Origin of the sequence: Paracoccus spongiarum (assembly GCF_030732095.1) — a bacterium.
In the GTDB taxonomy this organism is placed as follows: domain Bacteria; phylum Pseudomonadota; class Alphaproteobacteria; order Rhodobacterales; family Rhodobacteraceae; genus Paracoccus; species Paracoccus spongiarum.
This window is the reverse complement of sequence record NZ_JAVAMQ010000008.1, coordinates 75095-101701: the sequence shown is the minus strand read 5'-3', so window position 1 is coordinate 101701 and position 26607 is coordinate 75095. Positions and strand designations below refer to the sequence as shown.

The 26607-nt window shown below is 69.2% G+C and carries 24 protein-coding genes; 15 read left to right on the top strand and 9 right to left on the bottom strand.

What is annotated here, in order from left to right; genetic code table 11:
* Window positions 1–10 precede the first annotated feature (10 nt).
* On the bottom strand, window positions 11–757 hold the full coding sequence (locus Q5Y72_RS10530; RefSeq protein WP_305963376.1) for an amino acid ABC transporter ATP-binding protein: 747 nt from the start codon (window positions 755–757) through the stop codon (window positions 11–13).
* A 330-nt stretch (window positions 758–1087) separates the two neighbouring features.
* On the opposite strand from Q5Y72_RS10530, the gene Q5Y72_RS10525 reads away from it, so the two are divergent.
* Window positions 1088–4429 carry a Calx-beta domain-containing protein gene (locus Q5Y72_RS10525; RefSeq protein ID WP_305963375.1) on the top strand — a complete coding sequence of 1114 codons (3342 nt, stop codon included), beginning with the start codon at window positions 1088–1090 and terminating at the stop codon, window positions 4427–4429.
* A 101-nt stretch (window positions 4430–4530) separates the two neighbouring features.
* Window positions 4531–5352 carry a DUF6635 family protein gene (locus tag Q5Y72_RS10520; RefSeq protein WP_305963374.1) on the top strand — a complete coding sequence of 274 codons (822 nt, stop codon included), beginning with the start codon at window positions 4531–4533 and terminating at the stop codon, window positions 5350–5352.
* Here Q5Y72_RS10520 and Q5Y72_RS10515 read toward each other — a convergent pair whose 3' ends face one another.
* The 4 genes from Q5Y72_RS10515 to Q5Y72_RS10500 are packed head-to-tail and all read right to left on the bottom strand — an operon-like array spanning window position 5353 to window position 9885.
* On the bottom strand, window positions 5353–6570 hold the full coding sequence (locus Q5Y72_RS10515; protein ID WP_305963373.1) for a glycosyltransferase family protein: 1218 nt from the start codon (window positions 6568–6570) through the stop codon (window positions 5353–5355).
* 5 nt (window positions 6571–6575) lie between these two features.
* Window positions 6576–7481, bottom strand: a complete 906-nt coding sequence (locus Q5Y72_RS10510) for a glycosyltransferase family 2 protein (RefSeq protein WP_305963372.1) — start codon at window positions 7479–7481, stop codon at window positions 6576–6578.
* Window positions 7478–8539 (bottom strand): glycosyltransferase family 2 protein, encoded by a 1062-nt coding sequence (locus Q5Y72_RS10505; protein ID WP_305963371.1) that lies wholly within the window; start codon window positions 8537–8539, stop codon window positions 7478–7480. The genes Q5Y72_RS10510 and Q5Y72_RS10505 overlap by 4 nt, the downstream gene beginning before the upstream one ends.
* Window positions 8536–9885 (bottom strand): polysaccharide biosynthesis protein, encoded by a 1350-nt coding sequence (locus Q5Y72_RS10500; RefSeq protein WP_305963370.1) that lies wholly within the window; start codon window positions 9883–9885, stop codon window positions 8536–8538. Before Q5Y72_RS10500 ends, Q5Y72_RS10505 begins: the two co-directional genes overlap by 4 nt.
* A 63-nt stretch (window positions 9886–9948) precedes the next feature.
* Here Q5Y72_RS10500 and Q5Y72_RS10495 point away from each other — a divergent pair, with 63 nt between their 5' ends.
* The gene (locus Q5Y72_RS10495) at window positions 9949–10113 is read left to right on the top strand and encodes a hypothetical protein (protein WP_305963369.1); all 165 of its coding nucleotides are present in this window, start codon (window positions 9949–9951) and stop codon (window positions 10111–10113) included.
* Between the two features lie 7 nt (window positions 10114–10120).
* On the opposite strand, the gene Q5Y72_RS10490 is transcribed toward Q5Y72_RS10495, so the two are convergent.
* Window positions 10121–10846, bottom strand: coding sequence for a sugar transferase (locus Q5Y72_RS10490; protein WP_305963368.1), 726 nt, complete (start codon window positions 10844–10846; stop codon window positions 10121–10123).
* Between the two features lie 534 nt (window positions 10847–11380).
* On the opposite strand from Q5Y72_RS10490, the gene Q5Y72_RS10485 reads away from it, so the two are divergent.
* The 5 genes from Q5Y72_RS10485 to Q5Y72_RS10465 are packed head-to-tail and all read left to right on the top strand — an operon-like array spanning window position 11381 to window position 17265.
* Entirely contained in the window at window positions 11381–12046 is a 666-nt protein-coding gene (locus Q5Y72_RS10485; RefSeq protein ID WP_305963367.1) for a PIG-L deacetylase family protein, read from the top strand.
* 8 nt (window positions 12047–12054) lie between these two features.
* Window positions 12055–12933 carry a sulfotransferase domain-containing protein gene (locus tag Q5Y72_RS10480; protein WP_305963366.1) on the top strand — a complete coding sequence of 293 codons (879 nt, stop codon included), beginning with the start codon at window positions 12055–12057 and terminating at the stop codon, window positions 12931–12933.
* Between the two features lie 44 nt (window positions 12934–12977).
* Window positions 12978–14201: an O-antigen ligase family protein gene (locus tag Q5Y72_RS10475; RefSeq protein ID WP_305963365.1), complete on the top strand. Its 1224-nt coding sequence runs from the start codon at window positions 12978–12980 to the stop codon at window positions 14199–14201.
* Window positions 14198–15067, top strand: coding sequence for a sulfotransferase family protein (locus Q5Y72_RS10470; protein WP_305963364.1), 870 nt, complete (start codon window positions 14198–14200; stop codon window positions 15065–15067). Before Q5Y72_RS10475 ends, Q5Y72_RS10470 begins: the two co-directional genes overlap by 4 nt.
* Window positions 15064–17265 carry a GumC family protein gene (locus Q5Y72_RS10465; protein ID WP_305963363.1) on the top strand — a complete coding sequence of 734 codons (2202 nt, stop codon included), beginning with the start codon at window positions 15064–15066 and terminating at the stop codon, window positions 17263–17265. Before Q5Y72_RS10470 ends, Q5Y72_RS10465 begins: the two co-directional genes overlap by 4 nt.
* Here Q5Y72_RS10465 and Q5Y72_RS10460 read toward each other — a convergent pair.
* From Q5Y72_RS10460 to ccmI, 3 genes are all read right to left on the bottom strand, one after another.
* Window positions 17262–17516, bottom strand: coding sequence for a DUF1289 domain-containing protein (locus tag Q5Y72_RS10460; protein ID WP_305963362.1), 255 nt, complete (start codon window positions 17514–17516; stop codon window positions 17262–17264). The genes Q5Y72_RS10465 and Q5Y72_RS10460 overlap by 4 nt on opposite strands.
* A 74-nt stretch (window positions 17517–17590) precedes the next feature.
* Entirely contained in the window at window positions 17591–18058 is a 468-nt protein-coding gene (ruvX, locus tag Q5Y72_RS10455) for a Holliday junction resolvase RuvX (RefSeq protein ID WP_305963361.1), read from the bottom strand.
* Window positions 18055–19308, bottom strand: a complete 1254-nt coding sequence (gene ccmI / locus Q5Y72_RS10450) for a c-type cytochrome biogenesis protein CcmI (RefSeq protein WP_305963359.1) — start codon at window positions 19306–19308, stop codon at window positions 18055–18057. The genes ruvX and ccmI overlap by 4 nt, the downstream gene beginning before the upstream one ends.
* Window positions 19309–19522: 214 nt before the next feature.
* Here ccmI and Q5Y72_RS10445 point away from each other — a divergent pair, with 214 nt between their 5' ends.
* The 7 genes from Q5Y72_RS10445 to Q5Y72_RS10415 all read left to right on the top strand — a co-directional run bounded on the left by Q5Y72_RS10445 (window position 19523) and on the right by Q5Y72_RS10415 (window position 26583).
* Window positions 19523–20788, top strand: coding sequence for a sarcosine oxidase subunit beta family protein (locus Q5Y72_RS10445; protein WP_305963358.1), 1266 nt, complete (start codon window positions 19523–19525; stop codon window positions 20786–20788).
* Window positions 20789–20879: 91 nt separating this feature from the next.
* Window positions 20880–21113, top strand: a complete 234-nt coding sequence (locus Q5Y72_RS10440) for a hypothetical protein (RefSeq protein WP_305963357.1) — start codon at window positions 20880–20882, stop codon at window positions 21111–21113.
* A gap of 123 nt (window positions 21114–21236) precedes the next feature.
* Window positions 21237–21596 (top strand): sarcosine oxidase subunit delta, encoded by a 360-nt coding sequence (locus Q5Y72_RS10435; protein ID WP_305963356.1) that lies wholly within the window; start codon window positions 21237–21239, stop codon window positions 21594–21596.
* Window positions 21593–24523 (top strand): sarcosine oxidase subunit alpha family protein, encoded by a 2931-nt coding sequence (locus tag Q5Y72_RS10430; RefSeq protein WP_305963355.1) that lies wholly within the window; start codon window positions 21593–21595, stop codon window positions 24521–24523. The genes Q5Y72_RS10435 and Q5Y72_RS10430 overlap by 4 nt, the downstream gene beginning before the upstream one ends.
* Entirely contained in the window at window positions 24516–25034 is a 519-nt protein-coding gene (locus tag Q5Y72_RS10425; RefSeq protein ID WP_305963354.1) for a sarcosine oxidase subunit gamma, read from the top strand. The genes Q5Y72_RS10430 and Q5Y72_RS10425 overlap by 8 nt, the downstream gene beginning before the upstream one ends.
* Window positions 25035–25166: 132 nt before the next feature.
* On the top strand, window positions 25167–25766 hold the full coding sequence (locus tag Q5Y72_RS10420; RefSeq protein ID WP_305963353.1) for a superoxide dismutase: 600 nt from the start codon (window positions 25167–25169) through the stop codon (window positions 25764–25766).
* Window positions 25767–25914: 148 nt separating this feature from the next.
* A complete protein-coding gene (locus tag Q5Y72_RS10415; RefSeq protein ID WP_305963352.1) occupies window positions 25915–26583 on the top strand; it encodes a tetratricopeptide repeat protein in 669 nt (222 codons plus the stop codon).
* Window positions 26584–26607 lie beyond the last annotated feature (24 nt).

Here is a 26607-nt window from a genome sequence, read left to right as displayed (position 1 = left end):
CCCTCACCCGTCAATGCTCCAGGATCTGGTCCAGGAACGCGCGGGCGCGGCGGCTGGCCGGGGCGGTGAAGAACCGCGCGGGCGGGGCGATCTCGACGATCTTGCCGGCCGCCATGAACACCATCCGGTCGGCAACCTTGCGGGCAAAGCCCATCTCATGGGTGACGCAGATCATCGTCATGCCGGTCTGGGCCAGTTCGGCCATCACGTCCAGCACCTCGCGGATCATCTCGGGGTCCAGCGCCGAAGTCGGCTCGTCGAACAGCATGATGGCAGGCTCCATGCACAGGGCCCGGGCGATGGCCACGCGCTGCTGCTGGCCGCCCGACAGCCGCGAGGGCAGCTTGTCGGCCTGTTCGGGGATGTGCACGCGGTCAAGATACTGCCGCGCAAGCGCCTCGGCGGCGGCCCGGTCCATGCCGCGCACGCGCATCGGACCCAGCATCAGGTTGTCCAGCACGGTCAGATGCGGAAACAGGTTGAACTGCTGGAACACCATGCCGACATCCTGCCTCACTGCCCGGATATTGGCGGTCTCGTCGCCCAGTTCGATCCCGTCCACGACGATGCGTCCGGAATCATGCGCCTCGAGCCGGTTCAGACAGCGGATCAGCGTCGATTTTCCCGACCCCGAAGGGCCGCAGATGACCACCCTTTCGCCCCGGTCCACCGACAGGGTCACATCGTCCAGCGCCTTGAATTCGCCGAAATACTTGGTGACGTTCGTCATCTCGATCACGGGCCGGAGCGGCGCCATCCTGCGGATCTCCTGCAATGGTCCTTGCGACATGTTAGCGGCAATCCGGGCGGGACATAAGCCTGTCCGGTGTCGCACAGGTCGCGCGCACGCACAGGCGGGCGGGCCGCGATGATTCGTTCAGATGCTGCAACCTCACGAAAGGCAGGCCGGCCGGCGCGCAGCCCCCGGTTGTCAAGATTGCGGGAATAAAGCGTTCCAAATGAGGGGGTTGCGCCAGGTCGGCAAAAAAACGCTTGTCTCACGAAATCGAGAGAATCACACTGATGCATCAGGTTTCTTTCCCAGTCACGCGCTGCGCCAGCGCACGGTTTACCGTGGAGTTTCCCCATGCCCGATCCCATCCTGAGCATCGCGCCGGCGTCGGCGGTCGAATTTGAATACATCACCTTCTTCGTGACCCTGTCCGAACCGGTTCTGGATGCCGCGACGGTCGAATACCAGGTGCTGTCCGGCAGCGCCGAGCGCAACGACGACGTGGTCAATGGCACAAGCCCGATGAATGGCGTGCTGACCTTCGCGCCGGGAGCGGACAGCGCGACGATCGTCCTGCGGGCCGACTGGGAGTCAACTGATGAGCTTGACGAAAACTTTGTGCTGCGCCTGTTCAATGCCGACGGCGTCAGCCTGGGCGCCAATGTGCACAGCCTGACGACCGTGGGGTGGGTGCTGGACAATGACGGCCCGGGCCTGAACCGCGCGCTTGCCGTCTCGGCCCCGGTGGTCACCGAAGCGGCGGGCGGCAAGGCGATCTTCACCGTCAGCCTGTCCGAGGCCTTCGACACCGACCGCAGCTTCAGCTACCAGACCCATGACGGCACGGCGAAGGCCGGCTCGGACTACACGGCGCGCAGCGGAACGGTCACCTTCCTTGCCGGTCAGACCACCGCGACGATCGAGGTCGATCTGCGCAACGATTCCGTGGCGGAACTGTCCGAACGGTTCGGGCTGTCGATCACCGGGGCGCATAATGTCACCGGCGCAACGGCACTGGCCGAGATCGTCGATACCGATGGGGCCCTGCCGGTGATTTCGGTCGAGGGCACGGCCGCGACCGAATTTGAATACATGATCTACACCATTCGGCTGTCCGAACCCGCGCTGGACGCGGTGACGGTAGACTACAACACTCTATCAGGTTCCGGGGAGCGAAACGGTGCAGTGGTCAGCGGGACCAACGCGCTGTCGGGACAGGTCACCTTCGCCCCGGGCGAGACCACCAAGACCATCAGCCTGCGCGCCAGTTGGGAGTCCGTGGACGAGCTTGACGAAAGCGTCATGCTGCAGCTGTTCAATCCCGTCGGCGCGACCTTCGGCGGCAACATTCACACTCAGACGGCGATTGGCTGGGCCCTCGACAATGACGGGCCGGGCAATAATCGCGCCATGGATGTCAGCGATATCGTGGTGACCGAGGCGGCCGGCGGCAAGGCGATCTTCACCGTCAGCCTGTCCGAGGCCTTCGACACCGACCGCAGCTTTACCTTCACCACCCAGAACGGCAGCGCGAAGGCGGGATCGGATTACGCCGCCAAGTCTGGCAGCGTGACATTCCGCGCCGGCCAGACCGAGGCGACCGTCGAGGTCAACCTGGCGAACAACTCGGTCGCCGAGATCGGCGAGCGGTTCGACCTGGTCGTGAATGGCGCGCATGGCGTGGGCGGGGCGACGGGCACGGCGCTGATTCTCGATGACGATGGCGGCGCACCGATCATCTCGATCGAAAGCTCCACTGCCGTCGAATTCGACTATGTGGTTCACACTGTGCGGCTGTCCAAACCCGCTGCGGATGCGGTGACCGTCGGCTACACGACGCTAGCGGGATCGGCCGTGCCCGGAGCCGACGTGTATGCAGGCACCTCGCCGCTGACCGGAACGGTGACCTTCGCGCCGGGACAGACGACGCAGCAGATCACCCTGCGTGCCTCGTGGGATAGCACCGATCAACTGGACCGCAGCTATTTCGTGCGACTGCAGGACCCCAGCGGGGCAACCTTCGCGGGCGGCAATCGCAGCATCTCGGCGACCGGCTGGGTGCTGGACAATGACGGGCCGGGGCTGAACCGGACCGTCGCCGTCTCGGGCGCCGAGGTGCGCGAGGGACCGGGCGGCAGGGTCGCGGTTTTCGCGGTCGAGATCTCGACCGCCGCCACCTCGGATGTCACGCTGCGCTATCAGACGGTCGAGGGCTCGGCCCGCGCCGGCAGCGACTTTTCGGCGCGGTCGGGCAACATCACCTTCAAGCCCGGCCAGACCCGGGTCGAGATCGAGGTGCCGATCCTCAACGACCTGATCCTCGAGGGCAACGAACAGTTCCTGCTGCGCGTCGTACCGCCCTTTCCCGGCACGCTGTCCTCCAGCGCCACCACGGCGATCGGCACGGCGACCATCCTGGATGGCACGATCCGCGGCACGGCGGCCGACAACACCCTCATCGGCACCAGCGTTGCCGACCGGATCGAGGGCCTCGGCGGCAATGACGTGATCTTCGGCCAGGCCGGCAATGACCTGCTGTCGGGCGGCACGCAGAACGACCGCATCTACGGCCAGGGCGACAACGACCGGCTGTTCGGCGGCGACGGCGCCGACCTGCTGGACGGCGGCGCGGGGCGCGATACCATGGCCGGCGGAACCGGCAATGACCGCTATGTGGTGGACCCGACCGATGTGATCGTCGAATCCGCCAATGCCGGAATCGATCTGGTGATCGCGTCGCATTCGCGGACGCTTGGCAGCGACTTCGAGAACCTCGCCCTGCAGGGTGGCGCAAACCTGAACGGAACCGGCAACGCGCTGGCCAATTCGATCACCGGCAATACCGGTAACAACGTGCTGACCGGGCTTGGCGGTAACGACCTGATGTCGGGCCTGTCTGGCAATGACCGGCTGCTGGGCGGCGACGGCAACGACCTGCTGAATGGCGGCGCGGGGCGCGACACCCTTGTGGGCGGCCGCGGTGACGACCGCTATGTGATCGACGCGAGCGACGTGATCGTCGAGGCGGCCAATGGCGGCATCGACCGCCTTTTCGCGAGCCATTCGGTGCGCCTTGCCGCCGGGATCGAGGACCTGACCCTGACCGGCACTGCAGGGGTAAGCGGCACGGGCAACGGTGCGGCGAACGGCATCAACGGCAATGGCGGCAACAACCGCCTGTCCGGTGCTGGCGGCAATGACCGGCTGGCGGGTCTGGCCGGGAACGACCGGCTGCTGGGCGGGGGCGGCAACGACCTTCTGGATGGCAGTCTTGGCCAAGACTTCATGCGCGGCGGCGGCGGCAGGGACACGATGCGCGGCGGGTCGGGCAGCGACACCCTGGCCGGGGATGGCGGCACCGACCTGCTGTATGCCGGGCTGGACGGCGCGACGCGCGACGTCTTCGTCTTCCGCAAGGAGGGCCACAGCGACACCGGCAGCGGCCGCGACCGGATCTACGAGTTCCGCTCGGGCAGCGACGAGATCGACCTGCGCGGCATCGACGCCAACCGGGGCCAGTCCGGCAACCAGAGCTTCGACTTCAACGGCGGGCGCGCCGATGACTATTCGGTCTGGGTCGTCCGTCAGGGCGGCAACAGCATCGTGCGGGCCGATAACGACGGCGACGGCCGCGCCGATCTGGAGATCCTGATCGCGGGCGTCACACGGCTGGGCGAGGGCGACTTCCTTCTGTGACGGTTTGCCCTTCGTGCCGGCGCGCCTCTGGCGCGGGCGGCGCGCAGCCCCCATCTCGGTGCTGACGCGCGGGTGGAGGTCGCAACGGGGCAGGTGGCAGCATGACCGTCGATCAGGATGTCGAGGCGGCGCGACGGCGCGCGGTCGAGGGCTTCGTGCGGGCACGCTATGGCCCGCGCGGGACGCTGCGGCTGCATCGCGCGGCCTTGGGCCTGGACCTGCTGCGGGCGCCCGTCAACGTGATGCTGTCGCCGGTCTTCCTGCTGTCGCGGCTTATCGCCTGGGGGCTGGGCCGTCTGGGGCTGGCGGGGCCCGCGCGCTGGCTGGCCGCGCGCCAGATCTTCCTGCAATCCGATCTGGCGCGGACGCTGAACCAGGACCTGACCGCCTTTCTCGATGCCATGCAGGCGCAGCGGCTGATCCCGCAGTTGCCGTCCGGTATCCGGCGTCCCATCGTCGATGCCTATACCGAGACGCGCAACGCCGTGGCCGAGATCACCACCTCGCTGATCGTGCTGGGGACCGGGCTTTTCATGTTCGGCGCCGCGACGCCGGGGGTCATCTCGCTGGCCGGACCGCTGGCCGAGCAGCGCGCCCGCAACCGCGCCATCGAGGAGTTCGTGCTGGGCAACGGTCTCGGACGGTTGTGGACCGGGTTGTTCCCGGCCGAGCCGACGACGACGCAGGTGGTGCTGACCGGGTTGGTGCTGGCGGCGCTGGCCTCGCTGGTGACGACCTTCGCGGGGCTGCTGGCCGATCCGGCACAGGTCTGGACCGGCATCCATCGCCGGCGGCTGATGCGGTTGATCGCGCGCATCGACCGGGGCGCCGAGACGCAGGGCCTGGCGGGCGAACACCTGCTGGCGCGCAGCGGCGATCTGGCCGACGCGGTGCTGACGCTGTGGCGCAGCCTGCGCGGCTGATCAGCCGGTGGCGGAGGCGGCAGCGGCGCCCAGGCCGAGCGGACCGCGACCCCGCAGCGCGGGCGCCAGAAAGGGCAGCACATCATCCTTGGTCTGGACGAAATCCGCCTCGGGCCGGGCCAGCAGGGCATCGCGCCGGGACCGAAGATCCTCGGGGCGCAGCGCGGTCAGGAAAGCCGCCAGTGCCTCGGGCGTGGCTCGGTCGATCGTCCAGCCCAGGCCTTGCCGCAGGATCTGCCGGCCCGTCTGTGTGTCCGACAGCGCCAGCGAGGGGCAGCCGCACCAACTGGCTTCGTAGATGCGATTGGGTAGCAGCCAGTCGGAATTGGTGCCGCGCTGCCACATGTCCTGCGCCCAAACCAGATCGCAGCAATCATAGGCGGCGGCCAACCCTTGCGGATAGGCGTAGCGGCCGGTCCAGTCGACATTGCCGCGCGCGGCCAGCGCCGCGGCAAAGCCGTCAAGCGCGTGGTCGTGCAGCGCCCCGGCGATCCTCACGCGCAGCCGGTCGCCCATCAGATCGGCAGTGCGCATCAGCAGGTCGACCGAGGCCTGACAGCGGATCGACCCGACCAGCCCGATGGTCAGCGGCGCGCCGTCCGGGCGGCGGGGCGCCGGGCGCGGAGGGCGGGCACCGGCGTCAAGGCCCAGCCACAGCTTGTTCTCGACCACGGCCGAGGGGCCGCGATAGCGTTGCACCGGCGTGAAATGATTTTCCAGAAATCCGGGCGACGAGACCACCAGCAGTTCGGCCTGCGACAGCACATGCCGCTCGGCGCGGCGCATGATCCGGCCGATCCGGTCTCGGCGGGTCATCAGGTCGTGGATGTCGAGGCACTCATAGACCAGGGGCGCGGCCTGCCGCCCGGCGCGGATCGCGGCCAGGCGGCGTGCCGTCAGGGCGATCATCGCAAGGTCGAGGTTGCGCGCCACGATCAGCCGCGCCCCGGCGATCCGCCGCCAGCCGACCAGCGCCCGCCCGACCGCCCGGGCCGCCCCCGCCGCACGGCCGCGGATGTCGTTGTGCCGCACCAGCCCCAGATCGACATTGCGCCATTCAGGGGTGAAATCGGGGCTGCCCTCGCGCCGCTGGCAGAAGGATGTGACGTCGCAGCCCAGCGCGATCAGCGACCGGATGCGCCGGATCTGCGCGGCCTCGGCAAGATCGAAGCCGAAGACCGCGACCGGCAGTCCGGCGATGGGGGCGCTGTCCGGCATCGGCGTCACACCGGGTCGCGGCCGTACAGCTGCGGCGCCGGCCGGTCCAGCAGGCCCGCGCAGACTCCGCGATGCAGCTGTCCGCGCAGGAACCAGAAATTGCGCCGCGTCTCGTCGCCGGCGGTCAGCCGCTGCATGGTGCGGCACCACCCGGCCTTGGCGGCTGCGGTCAGGAACAGCCGTGCCCGCCCGGCCGGGCCACGCGCGGTGACGATATGCGTCTGGCCCATGCGATAGCGGCGCAGCGACAGCCATTCCAGCGTCTGGCGCGCGGGCGGAACGGGTTCGGTGACGACCGCCCTGGGCGCCGCGACGAAGCGCAGGCCCATGTCGCTGAGCCGCAGGAAGAATTCGGTATCCTCGCCGCCGGTGGTGCCGCGCGACAGGTCGTATCGCTGGTCCTGCCATGCCGTGCCGCGCCAGCGCAGCGCCGCATTGCCGCTGTTGCCGGTGCGCAGCCGCGACCGGCCGCGTTCGGGGTGGCTGGAATGCAGGTCAAGCCGGCTGACCCATTCGGGCGCGTCCTCGGGATAGATCGCGATCACCTTGCCAAAGCCGCCATCCGCGCCGCTGGACAGCACCGCCTCCATCATTTCGACCAGCCAGTCCGGATGGACCGTCTCGTCGTCGTCGAGGCTGGCGATCCAGTCGGCGCCGTGCGCGGTTGCCGCGTCAAGACAGGCGTTCCGTGCCAGCGAGATGTTGCGGGCCGGGGCATGCAGATAGAGGCAGGGGAAGGGAAGGGTGGCTGCGGCCTGCCTCACGACCGCGCGGGCCGTGTCGGTGTCGTCATTGTCGGCGATCACAAGCCGGATATCGGCATCGGCGGGCAGGCGCAGCCTGCCGACCGCCTCGATCGCCTCGCCCACCTGCGGGCGCCGGAAGGTGCACATCAGGATGTCGATCTTCATGGTGCCTTCGGCTCCCTCCTTCTCAGCAGTCCCGTCAGGAATCCCGCCCCCCAGGGCAGATGCATCGCCGCCAGTGCAGGACCGGCCCAAAGCCCGCAGGGGCTGGCGTGGCGCAGTGCCATCCAGGCCGATGCCGCCGCCAGGGCCGACAGATAGACCATCGGCCACAGCGAACCGGCCACCATCATCGCCGGGCTGCCGGCCAGCGCGCCAAGCACTCCCAGGAGCGCGCCAAGCGCCAGCAGCAGCAGGTTGATCGCGGGTGCGACCTGTCGCAGCCGCGGCCGCACGGCGTGCTTGCGAATCGTGCGGGCACGGCCGCGCCCGTAATTCCAGTATTGCCGCGCCAGCGCCGCGGCATCGGGGCGCATCCGGTAGTCGAGGCGCAGGTCCGCTGCCAGCCAGATCCGTCCGCCCTGATCGCGCAGGCGCAGGTCCAGTTCGGCATCCTCGTTGTGGCTGAAGCCGTCGTCATAGCCGCCGATCCGGTGGAACCAGTCAAGGGCCATGCCCGCGTGATGGCCGTGATCGACCTCGCCCGAGCGTCGCCCGCCGCGATGTGCCGACCCGCCCGAGCCAAGCGGCGTGTCGACGATCCAGGCGGCCGCGCGCTGGAAACAGCCCGTCCCGCGCGAATCCATCGGCACGACGACCGACGCCGCGCCGGTCGCTGCCAGCCGGTCGGCCACCCGCATCGCGTAGCCCGGCGGATACAGCGCATGGGCATCTGCGCGCACAAGATAGCGATGGCGCGGCCGGGCGGCGTGCCGCACGGCGCGGTTGATGCCGGCCGATTGCAGGCGCTGCGGATTGTCGATCAGGCTCAGGCGCGGGAAACTGGCCTGCATCCGGGCGACGATGCGCCGGGTGTCATCGACGCTGCCGCCATCGGCGACGACAACATCGACCTCGGCCAGCCGCGGATCGCCCGCCAGCAGCGACCGCAGGCAGGCTTCGATCCCGGCCGCCTCGTTCAGCGCCGGAACGACCAGCAGCACCTCGCGGCCGGTGACGACAGGGGTTGCGACCAGTCTTGTGTCGGGTCCGCGCGCGGTCATGTGGCGGCCCGCGACAGCCGCGGCGCCGGCGCAAGATGGCGCAGCGTCGCGAGGCTGGAATCGATGCCCAGCCGCCGGCGGCACAGCCCGGCCATGATTGCCTGGGACAGCAGATGACCGGCCGCCGCGCCCGCCGCCGCGCCGGTCAGCCCGCTCAGGGCGCTGCCCGCCGCAACGACGCCGACCAGCAGCGCCGCCCCAAGGACATTGCCAGTGAAATCAGCCCGGCCCATGCCGCGCGAGGACAGAAGGACCGAGGCAGGACCGAACAGGATCGACCCCGCCGGAATCGCCATCAGGACCAGCAGGGCGGGCCAGGCGGCACGGTATTCGGCGCCGAACAGGTCCAGCGCCCACCTCCCCAGCAGCGCCAGGAGGACGGCGGCAAGCAGCAGGCCGGCCAGCTTGATCGCGCCCGAGACGGCCAGCATCCGGTCGCGCCGCGCCGGATCGTCGGCGGCCATCGCCCGCGCGATCCGCGGGCTGAAGGCCACGTCGACGGCGACCACGCCGAAATTCACGATGTTCATGATCGACAGCGCCACCGCGAACAGGCTCAGCTGCGCCGAGGGCAGCAACAGCCCGGCCGATGCGATCAGCACAGCCTTGCGGTATTCCGTCATCAACAGGCCGGGCGACAGCCACAGCCCCAGGGACAGCCAGTCGCGCCACGCCGTCGCGGCCGGGCGCCTGCCGGCAAAGGGCGCGAAGGCGACCCGCAACAGGCGGCGCTGGACCAGCACGGTCAGCGCCTCGGACAGGCCGAACAGCGCCGCGACATGCCAGGGCATCAGTTGAAGGCCCAGCAGCAGCGCAAGGCCCAGACCCGCGCTCAGCACCAGCGGGCCTGTCAGAAGCCGGGGCAGCAGGCCCTTGCGCATGACCCCCAGCGCCGTCGCATGCCGCGCGGTCATCCGGGCGACCGCGCACATCACCATCGCCGCGGCGATCGCCAGCGTCAGGGCGGGGCTGGCACCGCCGATGCCGGAGAGGTGCCAGAGGGCGGTCAGCGCAGCGAGGATCGGCAGGCTCGTCAGGATGATCCGCCGGTTGAAGCGCAGGAAGCCCGCGGCCTCGTCCAGCCGACCGGCCTGCATCGCCGGCACCAGGGCGCGCACCGAGCCGCTTTCGACATTCATCGTCAGCAGGATCGACCCGATCTGCGCCATCGCGATTGCCCGAAAGGCGATGCCGGACAGTTCGGGCTGGATCATCCGCACCAGCAGCATCGTCCAGACCAGGGCCAGCAGGTTGGCGCCGATCCGCGCGCCGATCAGCAGCAGGGAATCGACAAGACCCGCCGCACCTTCGCCGGACCGCGCGGCTGTCGTCGCGCGGCCGATCATGTCGAGGCCGATCCCGGTGCTTTGCGGCTGGCAAATGATCCCGCGGCGTGGTCAATGTGGGTGATGCTGCTTGGTTCGCTGATCATCGGATTGTCGGTCGGGGCGTTTGCCTGGGCGATCCTCTTTCTTGTGCTGGATGTCGCTGGCTGGTCGGCCCTGCTGGGGGCCGTCGCGGCAGCGAATGTCGCTGCCGTGGTCGCGCTGCTGATCGCGCGGCGTTGCGGCTGAGCGCGGCTCACTTGCCGGTCGCGCACAGCACGACGCGAACCGTGCGTGCCAGCAGGCCCAGATCGCCGATCAGCGTAAAGCCGCGGGCATAGCGGTCGTCCATGGCGACGCGCGCCGGGTAGCTGATGTCGTTGCGCCCGCTGACCTGCCAGCTGCCGGTCAGCCCGGGACGCAGCGCCAGGTACGAGGCCGACGCATCGCCGTAGTAGCGGTGCAACTCGACTGCCGTCACCGGACGCGGCCCGACCAGGCTCATGTCGCCGCGCAGGACATTGATCAGCTGCGGCAACTCGTCAAGGCTGGTGCGCCGCAGCAGCGCGCCCGTCGCGGTGATTCTCGGGTCGTTTTCCAGCTTGCGATGCGCGTGCCACTCCGCCCTTGCCTGCGGATCGCGGGCCAGCAAGGCTTGCAGTCGCTCATCGGCATCGACGACCATGGTGCGGAATTTCAGGCAGTTGAAGATGCGGCCCTGCCGTCCGACGCGCTGATGCCCGAACAGCATCGGGCCGCGCTGCGTCATCATCAGCGCCGCGATCATCAGGATCATCGGCAGGAACACGATCAGCAGCGCCAGCGCCCCGATGATATCAAGCACCCGCTTGCCACCGCGCGCATAGAGCCCCTCCGGCATGGGAAAGCGGGCCCGGGCATGCGGCGCAGGCCGCGAATCGGCCGTGACGGCAAGTGGCCGGCCATGGGTGTCACGCTGGGGGTGGACGGCGTCGAGGGCCATGGGTGCACTTTCTTGACGACGATGGGTGTCGGATCGCGGCGTCTCGCGACCTCCTTCCGCCATCCAAGATCGCAGCGCCCCGCACCTGTCAATTGATCCACAGCGGTGTCACGAGGCATGGGCAATTTGTTGCTGCATCGCAGAAAAAGCCCCGCGTCAGATGCATTTTAATCAACCTTTAGAGACATGAGGCCCTGACGATCCATCACAGGTTGAAATCAGAAATGTGGCTTCGGACCCTAAGGTTCGGACGGCGCCGCAAATTTCCCGGGTTCCGCACAGGTCCATCACTTCTTGCGCTAACAGGCCCGTCGGCGAATCTTTGCCTGTCGGGTCTGGGAAACAGGCAGTTTCCATGACGGATTTGTGCCGTGCACCTCACAAGACGATGAAAAATAAACTGTATGGTGCAAATTATGACGGCGACACTGCGCCGAAAATCGGCATGGTGCGCGCGAGCGGATGGGCCGGTCCTGTCACCGGACCGCCCCTTCTTTCGCGACGGAACGGGCCAAGCAGCGACGAATGACGATGATGACAGATGACCGCGGCGAACGAATCGTGATGACCGTGTTCGCCCATCCCGACGATGCCGAGCTGTGCTGCTTCGGCCTTCTGGCCAAGCTGCGCAAAAGCGGCTGGCGCGTGGTGCTGGTCATCGCGACGCTTGGCGAGAACGGGGCCGATGCGACGGCATGGAGCCGCGAGGCCGAGGCCCGTGCCGCCGCCGAGGGCCTGGGCGCAGAGATCGTCTTCGGGCAGTTCCGCGACGGCTATGTGCCCCGCTCGGCCGAGTTGGTCGGCTGGGTCGAGGCGTTGCTGGAGGCCTATCGCCCGCAGATGATCATCAGCCATTTCAGCGGCGACAGCCGGACCACGCATCAGGATCACGCCGCCGTCGAGGCCGCCGCCCAGATCGCTGCCCGTCGCGCCTGGTGGCGGCCGACCCTGCTGCTGGCCGAGGGGCTTGATAATGACGTGTCATTCCGCCCCAACTGGTTCGTCGATATTACCGATGAATTTGCTTCGAAGATGATCGCGATCGGCCTGCATGCCTCGCAAGGCGGCAAATACTATATGGCGCCGGATTATCTGGAGGTCAGGGCACGAAAATGGTCGCTGAATTTCCGGATTCCCCCGGGACAGCCGCTGTCGAAATGCTACTGGGAGGCATTTCAGCTGGTCCAGCATGCGATATGAGGCCGGATATGGGCAGTGAGATGCAGGGACGGCGCGTCCCCGACGCGCAGGCGCGCGACCGTGCCGCGATCGACTTCGTGGTGATCGGGGCGATGCGCGCCGGCACCACCACGCTGCACACGCTGCTGACGCGGCACGGCCAGATCGCGATGTCGCGCGACAAGGAAACCGACTTCTTCATCGCCACCAAGAATTACGGCCGCGGCCTCGACTGGTATCACGCGCAATTCGATGCGCAGCGCCCGATCCGCGGCGAGGCCAGCCCGAATTACAGCAAGCGGCGCGATTTTCCCGGCGTGCCCGAAAGGCTGCTACGGCACGCCCCCGAGGCGCGGCTGATCTATGTCGTGCGCGATCCAGTTGCGCGGGCGGTGTCGCAATATGGGCATCAATGGAACATGGGGCTGATCGTAGACAGCCCCGAACAGCTTGCCGGAACCGACGAATATCGCAGCCTGATCGACATCAGCAGCTATGCCCGCCAGATGCAGGCCTGGCTGGACCATGCCCGCTCCGAACAGCTGCTGGTCGTCGATTTCGACCAGCTTGTGGCGCAGCCTCAGCCCCAGATCGACCGCATCCTGTCCCATGTCGGCGCGGCACCGATGATGCTGGGGACCATGGCAGAACATAACTCGGGGGCACAGTTGTCGCGGGTGCCGCGGCCGCTGCTGCGGCTGGCGCAGGGGCCGATGCGGCCGCTGCTGACCCGCGTGCTGGACCAGCGGATGCGGGACCGGCTGCGCAGGCTCAGCGCCGTCGGCCCGCGCCGCAGGCCGCCTGCCTTCCCGCCCGACCTGCTGGCGCGGATGCGCGGCGACCTGGCCGCCGATGCCGCCCGTTTCCGCCAGATGACCGGCATGGACTTCGCGCATTGGTCGGTCTGATCGCATCCCCCCCGGCACAGCCCCTGCGGATAGGCCAGCGGGCCATGTGGCTGGGCTATGACGTGGTGCTGGCGTTGCTGTTCATGGCGACGGCGGCGGACATTCCCTTCCGGTGGGGCGTCAGCCCGCTGGCATGGGCGGTGATCTATGCGGCGGCGACGCTGCGGTTCCTGTCGGTCTGGCCGGGCTTCTTCCGGTTGCTGGCGCGGAACTGGGTCTATCTGCTTTATCCTGCCGTCTGCCTTGTCTCTCTGCTGTGGTCGGCCGCGCGCGGGGCCACCCTGGTCGGCGGCATCCAGATCGCCATGACGATCTGCCTGGCCTGCTATCTCGGTTGGCGATTCGCGCCCCGGCAGCTGCTGATCCTGGCCTTCGTGACCCTGATGATCGGCACCACCGGCTCGATCCTGAACTTCAGCCTGGGGCTGTTCGGCGGCGCGAATTTCAGCGCCGTTGGCGGACTGACCGGGATCTATGCCAACAAGAACACCCTTGGGCACACGGCGCTGATGCTGATGCTGCTGGCGACGACCCTGCTGCTGATGCCGGCAGGCGCCGCGCCGCGCCCGACGCGCTGGCTGGCACCGGCCGCGATCGTCATGGGCGCGGTCGCGGTGGTGATGTCGCGATCGATGACCTCGGTGGTGCTGATGCCGCTGTATCTGGGACTTCTGATGCTGCTGAACCGGCGGCGGCTGCCCGGCTGGATGCGGCACCTGGCGGTTGTCGCGGCCGTGCTGACGCTGGCGCTGGCGCCACTGGCCCTGTCGCTGGCAGGGATCGACCCGATGGCCGCACTGCTGGACGCGACCGGCAAGGACGCCACGCTGACCGGACGCACCGACCTGTGGGCGATCGCCGCGGGCGAGATTGCACGGGTGCCGATGACCGGCCACGGCTTCGGGGCCTTCTGGGCCGCCCCGCAATTCGAATCGCAGCGGTTCGAGGTGCTGCGGGCCGGCGCCACCTCGGCCTCGTTCCACAATGTCATCGCCGATGTCGCGGTCGGCACCGGACTGCCCGGCCTTGTGGCGATCCTTGCGCTGATCGTGACCACGCTGCGTCGCGTCGCCCGCAACTGGCGCATGGATGGCGGGCCGCTGGCAGCCGGGCTGCTGGTCAGCGTCCTGCTGCCGCTGAACCTCGCGCTGGCCGAACCCTACCTCTATCGCCAGCACGAATTCATGCTGAGCTGGCTGGTCATGCTGGGCATCAGCCTGGCGCCGCGCCGACCGAAACCGCCTCAACGAGGACAGGAAAGACCATGAGAGAACTTCCCCCCTTCGCCCGCTTCAAGCAGCGCTCGCGCCTATACGCGGGACGTTCGCTGCGGACCATGGCGGGGCAGAGCCTGCGCCATCCCTGCGTGTTCCTGCATGTGCCCAAATGCGGCGGCACCTCGGTCTCCGAGGCGCTGTATGCGACGGTGCCGCTGCACCGCAAGATCGGCATTCTCGATTCGCCCTCGATCCGACGGGCGCTGGCGATCCAGCAGGCCGGTCGCGACGACCTGTCCTTCCATGACGAAGGCCCGCATGCCGACGAGATCACCCGCTTTCGCGAGGCTCTGGTGCTGATGCACATGGCGCATCAGGCGACGCTGATCCATGGTCACTTCCTGTTTTCCGAGGCTGCGTGGCGGCATTTCGGCGGACGCTATCGCTATGTGACGATCCTGCGCGATCCGGTCGCGCGGACCGTCTCGAACTTTCGGATGGACCAGCGGACCGGCACCTTCACCGGCGATTTCGACGCCTTTCTGGACAGCGCCGAGGGGCGGCGCAAGGCCCTGCACAAGCTGCGATATTTCAGCGGGATGGCGACCGTCGCGCCCGAGGACGAGGCCGGGGCGCTGGCGCTGGCGCGACGCAACATCGAACGGTTCTCGCTGATCGGCTTCCTGGACGACCTGCCCGGATTTGCCGACGGCTTTGCCGCGCTGTTCGGGCCGCGCCCGCGGATTGCCCATTACAACAAGGCCGACGAGGCGCCCTTTGCCATGACCGACGCGCAGCGCGACCGGCTCGAGGCGTTGTGTGCGCCCGACATCGCGCTGTATCACCATGCCCGGCAGGTGGCGCCCGGGCTGGCGGCACGGGCAGCGGGCGCGCAGCGCCCCGAGGAGGCGGCATGATCCAGGATGACACGAAGGGCTGGCGGCGCGATGACGGCCCGCGCGACGACGTGCCCGATGTCGATCTGGCCTCGACCCTGCGGGCGCTGCGCGGCGGCCTTGCACGGCAATGGCGCCTGATCGCGGCGGTGACCTTGGCACTGCTGCTGGCGGTGGGGGCCTATGTGCTGCTGGCCACGCCGCAATATACCGCCCGCGCCGAGGTGGTGATCGACCCGCGCATCGCCAATTCGCTGTCGGGACCCGAGGCGCCGACGCTGCTGCTGTCGGATGCGCTGGTCGTGGACAGCGAACTGAAGGTCATGTCCTCGCGCGAGGTGACGACCGCCGCGGCCGAGGCGCTGGGCCTCTTCGATGCCGTGCCCGAGGAGGACGAGGACGGCGCCTTCGACGCCGTGCGCGAGCTGTTGCAATCGGCGCTGTCGCAGCCCGGCGACGCGGCGGTCCCGCCGCCTTCGGACGCCAACGAGGAAACCAGCCGGCGCGAGATGATCCGCCGCACGTTGATGGAAGGCTTCGACATCCGCCGCGACGGCGGCACCTATGTCATCGGCATTGCCTATACCTCGCCCGATCCGGTCTTCGCGATGCAGGCGGTGAACACGCTGATCGACGCCTATTTCCGGGTGTCGGCCAACGCGTCGCTGGCCGACACCCGGCGGATCGCCAGCTGGCTGGACCAGCGCGTCCAGGTGCTGGCGGGCGAGGTGGAACAGGCCGACCGCGCTGTCGCCGCCTATCGCCGCGAGAACGAGCTGTTCACAATGCGCGAAGGCATCCTGCCCTCCGAGGCGGAACTGACCAGCGCCACGGACCGTCTCATCGGCCTGCGGTCCGACCTGATCGGGATCCAGACGCGGCAGGACAAGATCCGCGACATCGTCGCCTCGGCCTCGGCGGGGGCGCTGATGGACGGAACGTTGGGCGGCGATGTGGCCAGTCCGGCGTTGCGCGATTTCCAGACCCGCTATGCCGGGCTGGTGTCGGAGGAACGCGACCTCGTCACGCGATGGGGCGCGAGCAGCGACATCGTGGCCCGCAACCGCGAGGATCAGGCGCAGCTGCGCGACCTGATGCTGGAAGAGGCCGGCCAGATCGGCGAGCGGATGGACACCCAGCAGGAGGCGATCCGCCGCGAGATCGTCGCGACCGAGGCGCAGGTGGCGCAACTGCGCGAACGCGCCAGCGCCGATGCCGAAAAATCGATCCGGCTGCGCGAGCTCGAACGCGACGCCGAGGCCAAGCGCAGCCAGTATGGCTCGATGCTGCAAGAGATGATCTCGGCGGCGCAGCGCGAAACCTTCCAGCGCGCGCCGGCGCGGGTGATCGCCCGCGCCGTGCCGCCCGACCAGGTGTCGTCGCCCCGCGCCAAGCGGCTGCTGGCGCTGAGCGTCTTTGCCGGCCTGATCCTCGGATCGGGGCTTGGATTCCTGCGCGAGGTGACCGACGACCGGTTGCGGCGGCCGGGCGATCTGCGCGAGGGGCTGGGCCTGCGGCCCCTGGGCTTCATGCCGGGGATCCCCGCGCCAGGGCGCAGGCTGCGCGATCCCTCGGCGCTGCTGCGCCTGCCACCGGGCAATGCCGAGGCGCGGCGAAGCCTGCGCGGGCTGATCGCACGGATGCAGCGGCTGAAGCCCGATCAGGGGGCGCTGGTGACCGGCATCGGCGCGATCTCGCGCGGGGCAGGGCGCGGCGGGCTTGCCGCGCTGCTGGCCGGCAGCATGGCCGAGGCGGGCGAGCGGACCATGCTGATCGACCTTGACCCTGCGACGGGTGGCCCCCTTGCGCAGTTGCCGGGCCGGATCGTTCTGTCGGGGCTTGGCGGGCGGCTGGATGCGGATGCCGAACTGGACCGGCTGGCACTGGCGGCCGAGCCGGACCGCCCGCTGATCGTCGCGCTGGCGGCGGATGCCGACCTGCTGTCGCCCGCGCAGCAACGCGGCCTTGCCGCGCTGCTGACCGCGCTGCGTCCGCACCTGGACCACATCCTGCTGATCCTGCCGCCGCAGTCGGAACGCGCCGAGGCCGAGATCGCCGGCGCGCTTGCCGATCGGGTCGTTCTGGCGCTGCGCTGGGGCGCGACCGGTCAGCCCGAGGCGGCCGAGGCGCTTGCCGCTGCCGGCACCCTGCCCTCGCGGCTGATCGGGGCGATCTTCACGGCCGAGGACCGGCGCGGCTTCGCCCGCTACAACCGCTAGGGGTTGGCGGGGCCGCCGCTGTCGCGCCGCCCCTGCCGCCCGCCGCGGCGCTGCTTCAGCCGGGGCTTGCGGGCGGGCAGTTCGGCCAGGATCAGCGCCCGTGCCGATGCAGGCAGGCTGGCCCATGCGGCGATCTCGTCAAGGCTGCGCAGGCAGCCCACACACAGCCCCTCATGGGGGTGCATCACGCAGATGTTGATGCAGGGGCTTTGGGGTTCGTCCCGGCTCCAGAGGGGTGCGGCGTCGCTCATGCCCGACATCTAGGCCGCCGCCCGCAAGCCCACAAGCCGCCAGGCGACCCGCGCGGGCGGAAAGCGGCGCCGTCTCAGCGCAGGTGCCGCAACCGGTCCAGCGCGCCCTGAAGGATATAGCCCGCCGCCACCTGGTCGATGACCTCGGCGCGGCGCTTGCGCGATGTGTCGGCCTCAAGCAGGGCGCGTTCGGCGGCGACGGTGGACAGGCGCTCGTCCCAGAAGCCGATCGGCAGCGGGGTCAGGGCAGACAGGTTGCGGGCGAAGGCGCGGGTGGACTGGGCGCGCGGCCCCTCGCTGCCGTCCATGTTGCGCGGCAGGCCGAGGATCAGCCCGACCAGCCCGCGCCGCGTCGCCAGCGCCAGCAGGTCGGCCGCGTCCAGCGTGAATTTCCGGCGCCGGATGACGGTCAGCGGCGAGGCGATCTGGCGCAGCGAATCGCTGACCGCGACGCCGATCGTCTTGGTGCCCAGGTCCAGCCCCGCGACCGCGCCCATCGGCGGCAGCACCGCGGCGAAATCGGCGATCTCGGGATGGATCACTCGACCAGCCCCGCCGCCTGTGCCGCGGCCCGGATCGGGGCCAGCGCCTCGGCCGATTGCGCGAAACGGTCCTGCGCCTCGGCCCAGATCTTGCCGGCGTGATCGGCCCGCCCCATCACCGCGAGGGCCGAGATCAGCCGCGCCCATTCCTCGGGCGTGCCGCCGTTCTCCGCCAGTCGCGCTTCCAGCCTCTCGACCATGCCGGCGATCATCTGCTGACGCTCTTCGGGCGTCATGTCCTCGGCGGCCGCCATCGCCTCGGCATCGGGGCCGGGCAGGGCGGGGGCTGCCGGGGCCTCGGGCGGGGTATAGTCGGGCTGGCCGGCCAGCCAAGCCAGATCGGCGATGGTGGCGCGGATCGGCGCGATCCAGGGCGCAGTGGGCGGCCCCTCCTCCAGCAGGCGCCGCCAGATCGGAAAGGCGCGGTCGGGGCGGCCGTTCTGCAATTGCAGCATTCCCAGCAGATAGCGCGACTGCGGCAGGGCCGGATCGGCGCGCAGCGAGCGGGCCAGATAGGCCTCGGCCTCGGGGGTGATCAGCCCGCCCGCGGCCTCCATCATCAGCGCCGCCAGCTGCATCAGCTCGTCGGCGCGGGCCTCGTCGCCGCGCAGATCGACAAGCCGCTGCTGGGCGTCGCGGGCGGCGGCCAGATTGCCAAGGCGCATCTCGCTGGTGGCCAGCAGGGCAAGCCCCTGCGGATCGTCGGGATTGCGCGCCATGGCCTTCCGCAATTCCTCGACCAGGGCGACATAGGACGGGTCGGGATCGGGGGCGGGCTGGCGCGCCGAAGTCCCGGCATCGGCTGCGGCGGCGGCCTCGGCCGCGGCCTGGCTGGGGCGGTCGGCATAGGCGCGTTCGGCCGCGGCGATGCGCCCGGCCAATGGCAGGTCGGGCGCGCCGGGGGCGCCCTCGCGCAGATACAGCGCGACGGCCCCGGCCAGCGCCGCCAGCATCGCAAGCGCGGCCAGCGGTCCGGCATGGCCGCGGGCGCCGGTGCCGGGATCGTCCAGGCGGCGGTCGGCCTCCAGGACCTTACGGCCGATCTCGGTGCGCAGCCGCGCCGCGTCCTCGGCGCCGATCACCCCGCGTTCAAGGTCGCGATCCACCTCGCGCAGCTGGTCGCGATAGACGCGCAGATCATAGGCCGCCGCCGGCAGCGAGTCGCCCGCCGCCCCCCGCGCCCGCCAGACCGGCCCGAGGACCGCGGCGGCCACGGCCAGCACCAGCACCGCGCAGATAATCCAGAACATCGCGTTCCTCCCGTCCGCCCAAGCTGTAGCGGTGTTTCCGCCCGACCGAAAGCGGCGCCGTGCCGCAGCGGCGCGGCGTGGCGGCCGGCCTGCTTCAACTCGCCGCGAGGGGCGATGGCCCGTGATGTCGCAAATTGCCGCGAACTGACGCATCATGTCTTGAGCATGCGGCGGCGGCCCGCCATTCTGGCGCCACCGAACCCGGAGGAACCCCATGACGACTGCGACGCGGTCCGGCCGTTATTCCGTCTTCGCGATCGCCCGCGAGGCGTTTCGCCAGCATCAGGGATGGCAGCGCGCATGGGCCGATCCGCAGCCGAAGGACCGCTACAAGGTGGTGATCGTCGGCGCCGGCGGGCACGGGCTGGCGACCGCCTACTACCTCGGGCGGAATTTCGGCATCACCGATGTGGCGATCCTGGAAAAGGGCTGGCTGGGCGGCGGCAATACCGGGCGCAACACGACGATCATCCGCAGCAACTACCTGCAGGACGCCTCGGCCGCGATCTACAACAAGTCGCTGACGCTTTACGAGACACTGTCGCAGGACCTGAACTACAACATCATGTTCAGCCCGCGCGGCCTGATCATGCTGGCGCAGACCGAACACGAGGTGCGGGGCTACAAGCGCACCGTCTATGCCAACATGCTGCAGGGCGTGTCGACCGAGTGGATCGAGCCGGCCCGCGTCAAGGAGCTGGTGCCGATCATCAATCTCGACGGGCCACGCTATCCGGTGCTGGGCGGGCTGTATCAGGCGCGCGGCGGCACCGCGCGCCATGACGCTGTGGCCTGGGGCTATGCCCGCGCCTGTTCCGACATGGGCATGCATGTGATCCAGAACTGCGAGGTTCAGGGGATCGAGACCGAGGCCGGGCAGGTGCGCGCGGTCAATACCACCAGGGGCCGGATCGGCTGCGACAAGCTGGCCCTTGTGGTAGCCGGTCATTCCTCGCATCTGGCCGACATGGCGGGGTTTCGCCTGCCCATCGAAAGCGTCGCGCTGCAGGCGCTGGTCAGCGAGCCGATCAAGCCCTGCATGGATGTCGTGGTCATGGCCAACACCGTGCATGGCTACATGTCGCAATCCGACAAGGGCGAGATGGTCATCGGCGGCGGCACCGACGGCTTCAACAACTTCACGCAGCGCGGGTCCTGGCATCATGTCGAGGAAACCGTGCGCGCGCTGGTCGAGACCTTCCCGATGATCTCGCGGCTGAAGATGCTGCGGCAGTGGGGCGGCATCGTGGACATGACGGGCGACCGCTCGCCGATCCTGTCCACCACGCCGGTCGGCGGCATCTATGTCAATTGCGGCTGGGGCACCGGCGGGTTCAAGGCGATTCCCGGTTCGGGCTGGGCGATGGCCGAACTGATCGCCAATGGCCGCCCCGGCCCGCTGGCGGCGGCCTTCGGACTGAACCGTTTTCGCGAGGGGCGGTTCATCGACGAGTCGGTGGCCGCGGGCGTGGCGCATTGAGCATGGTTCCGCCACCCGGGCCCCGCAGCGGAACCTTTCGCCGCATCGCGGAATTTCCCTGCCATGCAAATGGCCATCAAGGGGACATGTCATGGCAAACGGATCCAGCAATAACGGGCTCTACTTCATCGTCGGCGGCATCGTCGTGGTGGTGGCGCTGCTGTTCTTCTTCATGTCGGGCGGCGACATGGACACGGCGACCGACGCCACCGCGCCGGCCGGAGACACCACCAACGTCACCGTCGATGCCGCACCCGACGCCGCGCCTGCGGATGCAGCGCCCGCAGACGCCGCCCCGGCCGAGCCCGCGCCCGCGTCGAACTGACCGTCCGGCGCCGGCCGGACTTCGGGACAGCCAGAGCCGGGGGCCGAACGCCCCCGGCTTTCGGCTGTCCGCCGACCGATCTCGGCGCGCCGCATCGGCCGCGCGCCCTGCAAGGAGTGCGCCATGCTTTGCCTGACCTGCCCCTGTTGCGGCGTGATTGCCGAAGAGACCGAGTTCCAGCCGGGCGGCGAGGCGCATCTGAAACGGATCGGCCCCGGCGGCTCCGATGTCGAGTTCGAGGCCTATCTGTTCGCCCGCCGCAACCTGCGCGGCGTGCATTTCGAACGCTGGCGGCACGCCTATGGCTGCGGCAAGTGGTTTCTGGCCGCGCGCGACACTGTCACCCTGCAGGTCTATGCCACCTATCCCGCGCAGACGACCGAGCCGCCCCAGAATGTCGTCGATGCGATCCGCGCCGCCCGGCCCGATTGGACCGCCGACTGGACGTCCGACCCGCACCCTGAACGGAACAGCGCCGAATGACCCGAACGCCCCCCTTCCGGCTGCCCAAGGGCGGTCGCCTGATCGATCGCGCCTTCCAGGTGCCGTTCCGTTTTGACGGCCGTCACCTGCGCGGGCTTGCCGGCGATACGCTGGCTTCCGCGATGCTGGCGAATGGCCAGATGATGATGGGCCGGTCCTTCAAGTATCACCGCCCGCGCGGCCCGGTGGCCTCGGGCGCGGAAGAGCCGAACGCCCTGTTCGGGCTGGGTCAGGGCGGCCGGTTCGAGCCGAACCAGCGCGCCACCACAACGCGGCTGCTGCCCGGCATGGTCCTGCGCAGCCAGAACTGCTGGCCGTCGCTGGATGCCGACATCGGCGAGATCAACACCTGGCTGGCGCCAATGCTGCCGGCTGGCTTCTATTACAAGACCTTCATCCATCCGCGGCCGTTCTGGAAGCACCTGTTCGAGCCGGTCATCCGCCGCAGCGCGGGCCTTGGCCGCGCGCCGGTCGATGCCGACCCCGACCGCTATGAACAGGCCTATGCGCATGTCGATACCGTCGTCGTGGGCGGCGGCATCGCCGGACTGGCCGCCGCGCGCGAGGCCGCCGAGGCCGGCGGCAGCGTACTGGTGCTGGAACAGGACAGGGTCTGGGGCGGGCGCACCCCGGTCGATCATCGGGGCGGGCAGGGGGTCATCGACGATCTGCTGGCCGACCTGCGTGGCCGCCCGAACGTCACCCTGCGGCGCGACACCATGGCCACCGGCCTTTACGACCACGGCTATCTGCTGGCCCGCGAGGCGCTGGCCGATCACGACCCGAACCTGGGCATCCCGCGCCAGCGGCTGTGGCGCATCCGCGCGGGCCGCGTGATCACCGCGACCGGCGCGCTGGAGCGCCCGCTGTCCTTCGCCTGCAATGACGTGCCGGGGGTGATGCTGGCCTCGGCCGTGCGCGATTTCATCGTCGACCACGGCGTGGCACCGGGCCGGCGGATCGTTCTCGTGACCAACAACGACGACGCCTACCGGACCGCGCTGATCGCCGCCGATGCCGGGCTGGAGGTGGCGGCGATCCTCGATGCCCGCGCCGAGGCCGAGGGGGATCTGCCGCAGGCGGCGCGGGCGCGGAACATCCGCGTGCTGACCGGCACCGGCATCGCGAAGGTCAAGGGTAGCCGCCATGTCGAGGGCGTGGCGATCTGCGACCAGTCGGGCGAGGGCAAGCCGAACGGCGGCATCGATTGCGACGTGGTGGCGATGTCGGGCGGCTGGTCGCCGGTGGTGCATCTCTACAGCCATTGCGGCGGCAAGCTGATCTGGGACGAGGCGCAGGCGATGTTCCGCCCAGATCCCGACCGCCCCCCGCTTGGCGCCGATGGCCGGGGGAATGTCTCGGCCGTGGGGGCCGCGAATGGCGATCTGCGCTGCGCGGCCGATCTGGAACGCGCCGAGGGCGCGACGCAGCCGGTCTGGTGCATGCCGGCGCAGGCCCCCTACAAGCTGCGCGCCAAGATGTGGCTGGACTATCAGAACGACGTCAAGGTCAGCGATGTCGAACTGGCCGCCCGCGAAGGCTACGCCAGTGTCGAGCATGCCAAGCGCTATACCACGCTTGGCATGGCCACCGATCAGGGCAAGGTCAGCAACATCAACGGTCTGGCGGTGCTGTCGACGGCGCTGGACCAGCCGATCCCGCAGACCGGCACCACCACCTTCCGCCCGCCCTACACGCCGCTGACCCTTGCCACCATCGCCGCCGACGCGCGCGGCGAGGCGTTCCAGCCGCTGCGCAAGACGCCGATGCATGACTGGCATCGCGGCCACGGCGCCTCGTTCGAGCCGGTCGGCCAGTGGCGTCGGCCCTATTGCTATCCGCGCGCCGGCGAGGATCGCCACGCCGCCGTCACACGCGAGATCCTGGCGGTGCGCGGCGGCGTCGGCACGCTGGACGCCTCGACACTGGGCAAGATCCTTGTCAAGGGGCCGGATGCCGGGCGGTTCCTCGACATGATGTATACCGGCGTCATGTCCAGCCTGCCGGTCGGCAAGTGCCGCTATGGCCTGATGTGCAACGAGAACGGCTTTCTGATGGATGACGGTGTGGTGGCGCGGCTGTCGGACGACACCTGGCTCTGCCACACCACGACCGGCGGCGCCGATCGCATCCACGGGCACATGGAAGACTGGCTGCAATGCGAGTGGTGGAACTGGCAGGTCTACACCGCCAACCTGACCGAGCAATATGCCCAGATCGCCGTGGCCGGGCCGAAGGCCCGCGAGCTGCTGGAGCGCCTGCCCGGCAGCATCGACCTGTCGCCGCAGGCGCTGCCCTTCATGCAATGGGCCGAGGGCGACATCGCCGGCATCCGCGCCCGTCTCTACCGGATCAGCTTTTCGGGCGAACTCAGCTACGAGATCGCGGTGCCGGCGGGTTGCGGGCTGCAACTCTGGGAACGCCTGCACGAGGCCGGTCGCGACCTGGGCATCACCGCCTATGGCACCGAGGCGATGCATGTCATGCGCGCCGAAAAGGGCTTCATCATGATCGGCGACGAGACCGACGGCACGATCATCCCGCAGGATCTGGGCCTGCACTGGGCGATCTCGAAGAAGAAGCCCGACTATATCGGCAAACGCGCGCAGTCGCGCAGCCACATGACCGACGGGTCGCGCTGGCAGCTTGTCGGGCTGGAAAGCCTTGACGGGCGGGTGATTCCCGATGGCGCGCTGGCGGTCGATGCGGGCCGGAACGACAATGGCCAGCGCAAGACCCAGGGCCGCGTCACCTCCAGCTATTTCTCGCCCACGATGAACAAGCCGATCGCGATGGCGCTGGTGCGGCATGGCACCGGGAGGCTGGGTCAGGAACTGGAATTCCCGATGCCCTCGGGCGAGGTGCTGAAGGCCCGGATCGTCGACCCGGTGTTCTACGACAAGGAAGGGAGCCGGCTGAATGGCTGAGGCGCTTGCACAGGTCGCCCGCGTCGAGGGGCTGGGCATGGTGACGATCCGGGCCGATCTGGCCCGTGCCGGCGATGCCATTGCCGAGGCGGCGGGGCTGGCGCTGCCCGAGGCGACGCGGATCGTCACCGACGGCTCTCGCAGCCTGGGCTGGATGTCGCCCGACGAACTGCTGCTGATCCTGCCCGCGCCCGAGACGGCCGAGGCCGTCGCCGCGCTGACCGGGGCGCTGGCGGGCGAACACGCGCTGGTCGCCGACGTCTCGGACGCGAGGGCGGTGTTCGACGTGCTGGGGTGCGATGCCGATGACGTCATCGCAAAGCTTTCGCCCGCCGATCTTGCGGCACTGCCCGAGGACGGGTTGCGGCGCAGCCGCGCCGCCCAGACGGCCGCGGCCTTCTGGCGAATCGCCGGCGGCTGGCGGCTGATCGGCTTCCGGTCCACCGCCGACTACCTGGACCTGGTGCTGCACAACGCCGCGCTGCCGGGCAGCCAGCTGGCGCCGCGCTGATCGCCGCCGACCGTCCGGTGCGGCGCCGGAACCGCCATGCCCCCCTTGCGTTGACCCGGCGAATGCGGGACTGTGCGCCCGAACACGACGCGCCCGCAGCAAGGGTTCAACCCTTTCAGAAAGGACAGGAAAATGGCTTTCACCCTTCCCGATCTTCCCTATTCCCACGACGCGCTGGCCGATGCCGGCATGTCGCGCGAGACGCTGGAATACCACCATGACATTCACCACAAGGCCTATGTCGACAACGGCAACAAGCTGATTGCCGGGACCGAATGGGAAGGCAAGTCTGTCGAGGACATCGTCAAGGGCACCTACCAGTCCGGCGCGGTGGCCCAGAACGGCATCTTCAACAACGCCAGCCAGCACTGGAACCACACCCAGTTCTGGGAGATGATGGGTCCGAACCCCGGGGCCATGCCCGGCGAGCTGGAAAAGGCGCTGACCGAGGCCTTCGGGTCGGTGGACAAGTTCAAGGAGGACTTCGCGGCCGCCGGTGCCGGTCAGTTCGGCTCGGGCTGGTGCTGGCTGGTCAAGGACGCCGATGGCAGCCTGAAGGTCACCAAGACCGAGAACGGCGTCAATCCGCTGTGCTTTGGCCAGACCGCTCTGCTGGGCTGCGACGTCTGGGAACATTCCTATTACATCGATTTCCGCAACAAGCGCCCGGCCTATCTGTCGAATTTCCTCGACAAGCTGGTGAACTGGGAAAACGTCGCCTCGCGGCTCTGATCGCGTGGCGCCCGGCCGATGACGCACGCCCGTCGCGATGGCTCGCGGCGGGCGTCCTGCATTCCGGGCCGCGCCGTGGCGCGGCATTGGCAATTCCGGTGCGGGCGGTATAAGACGGCGTCTGACACGGAAAACTGCGGAACGCGCGATGGCCAACCAGAACGACAGCTTCATCGACGAGGTCACCGAGGATCTGCGGCGCGACCGGCTGTTCGGGCTGTTTCGCCGCTATGGCTGGATCGGGCTGGCACTGATCCTGCTGCTGGTCGGCGGGGTCAGCTATCGCGAATACAGCCAGTCGCGCGCGGCGTCCGAGGCGCAGGGCTGGGGCGATGCGATCCTGGCGGCCGAGGCGTCGGGCGACCCGTCGGCGATGCTGAAGGTGGATGCCGACGGGTCCGAGGGCCGCGCGGCGCTGGCGGCGATGCTGGCGGCCGGCGGCTGGGTCGAGGCCGGCGCCAGGGATGCCGCCGCCGACGCGCTGAAGGGCGTGGTCTCGCAGACCGGCACCGAATCCATCCTGCACGACCTGGCCGAGCTGAAGCTGGTGATGCTGAACGGCCCGGCGATGAACCCCGCCGATCGCGATGCCGCGCTGACGCGCCTGTCGCGCGCCGGTGCGCCGTTCGAGCTGCTGGCGCTGGAGCAGAAGGCGGTGGCCCTTGTCGAGGCGGGGCGGACCGACGACGCGATCACGCTGATCCGCCAGATCCAGCAGAAGGACGGCCTCAGCGAAGCCTTGCGCCGCCGCCTGTCCGAGATGATGATCGCGCTCGGGGTCGAACCCCAGACCAATGACGAAGTGCAAGCCGGCTGAGCCAAGACCGGCCCGAGAGACCGA

What these genes read in the sequence shown, in the direction of transcription:
- Q5Y72_RS10530 (WP_305963376.1), bottom strand. Translation starts at nt 757, where the DNA reads ATGGCGCCGCTCCGGCCCGTGATCGAGATGACGAACGTCACCAAGTAT.
- Q5Y72_RS10525 (WP_305963375.1), top strand. Translation starts at nt 1,088, where the DNA reads ATGCCCGATCCCATCCTGAGCATCGCGCCGGCGTCGGCGGTCGAATTT.
- Q5Y72_RS10520 (WP_305963374.1), top strand. Translation starts at nt 4,531, where the DNA reads ATGACCGTCGATCAGGATGTCGAGGCGGCGCGACGGCGCGCGGTCGAG.
- Q5Y72_RS10515 (WP_305963373.1), bottom strand. Translation starts at nt 6,570, where the DNA reads ATGCCGGACAGCGCCCCCATCGCCGGACTGCCGGTCGCGGTCTTCGGC.
- Q5Y72_RS10510 (WP_305963372.1), bottom strand. Translation starts at nt 7,481, where the DNA reads ATGAAGATCGACATCCTGATGTGCACCTTCCGGCGCCCGCAGGTGGGC.
- Q5Y72_RS10505 (WP_305963371.1), bottom strand. Translation starts at nt 8,539, where the DNA reads ATGACCGCGCGCGGACCCGACACAAGACTGGTCGCAACCCCTGTCGTC.
- Q5Y72_RS10500 (WP_305963370.1), bottom strand. Translation starts at nt 9,885, where the DNA reads ATGATCGGCCGCGCGACGACAGCCGCGCGGTCCGGCGAAGGTGCGGCG.
- Q5Y72_RS10495 (WP_305963369.1), top strand. Translation starts at nt 9,949, where the DNA reads ATGCTGCTTGGTTCGCTGATCATCGGATTGTCGGTCGGGGCGTTTGCC.
- Q5Y72_RS10490 (WP_305963368.1), bottom strand. Translation starts at nt 10,846, where the DNA reads ATGGCCCTCGACGCCGTCCACCCCCAGCGTGACACCCATGGCCGGCCA.
- Q5Y72_RS10485 (WP_305963367.1), top strand. Translation starts at nt 11,381, where the DNA reads ATGACAGATGACCGCGGCGAACGAATCGTGATGACCGTGTTCGCCCAT.
- Q5Y72_RS10480 (WP_305963366.1), top strand. Translation starts at nt 12,055, where the DNA reads ATGGGCAGTGAGATGCAGGGACGGCGCGTCCCCGACGCGCAGGCGCGC.
- Q5Y72_RS10475 (WP_305963365.1), top strand. Translation starts at nt 12,978, where the DNA reads ATGTGGCTGGGCTATGACGTGGTGCTGGCGTTGCTGTTCATGGCGACG.
- Q5Y72_RS10470 (WP_305963364.1), top strand. Translation starts at nt 14,198, where the DNA reads ATGAGAGAACTTCCCCCCTTCGCCCGCTTCAAGCAGCGCTCGCGCCTA.
- Q5Y72_RS10465 (WP_305963363.1), top strand. Translation starts at nt 15,064, where the DNA reads ATGATCCAGGATGACACGAAGGGCTGGCGGCGCGATGACGGCCCGCGC.
- Q5Y72_RS10460 (WP_305963362.1), bottom strand. Translation starts at nt 17,516, where the DNA reads ATGAGCGACGCCGCACCCCTCTGGAGCCGGGACGAACCCCAAAGCCCC.
- ccmI (WP_305963359.1), bottom strand. Translation starts at nt 19,308, where the DNA reads ATGTTCTGGATTATCTGCGCGGTGCTGGTGCTGGCCGTGGCCGCCGCG.
- Q5Y72_RS10445 (WP_305963358.1), top strand. Translation starts at nt 19,523, where the DNA reads ATGACGACTGCGACGCGGTCCGGCCGTTATTCCGTCTTCGCGATCGCC.
- Q5Y72_RS10440 (WP_305963357.1), top strand. Translation starts at nt 20,880, where the DNA reads ATGGCAAACGGATCCAGCAATAACGGGCTCTACTTCATCGTCGGCGGC.
- Q5Y72_RS10435 (WP_305963356.1), top strand. Translation starts at nt 21,237, where the DNA reads ATGCTTTGCCTGACCTGCCCCTGTTGCGGCGTGATTGCCGAAGAGACC.
- Q5Y72_RS10430 (WP_305963355.1), top strand. Translation starts at nt 21,593, where the DNA reads ATGACCCGAACGCCCCCCTTCCGGCTGCCCAAGGGCGGTCGCCTGATC.
- Q5Y72_RS10425 (WP_305963354.1), top strand. Translation starts at nt 24,516, where the DNA reads ATGGCTGAGGCGCTTGCACAGGTCGCCCGCGTCGAGGGGCTGGGCATG.
- Q5Y72_RS10420 (WP_305963353.1), top strand. Translation starts at nt 25,167, where the DNA reads ATGGCTTTCACCCTTCCCGATCTTCCCTATTCCCACGACGCGCTGGCC.
- Q5Y72_RS10415 (WP_305963352.1), top strand. Translation starts at nt 25,915, where the DNA reads ATGGCCAACCAGAACGACAGCTTCATCGACGAGGTCACCGAGGATCTG.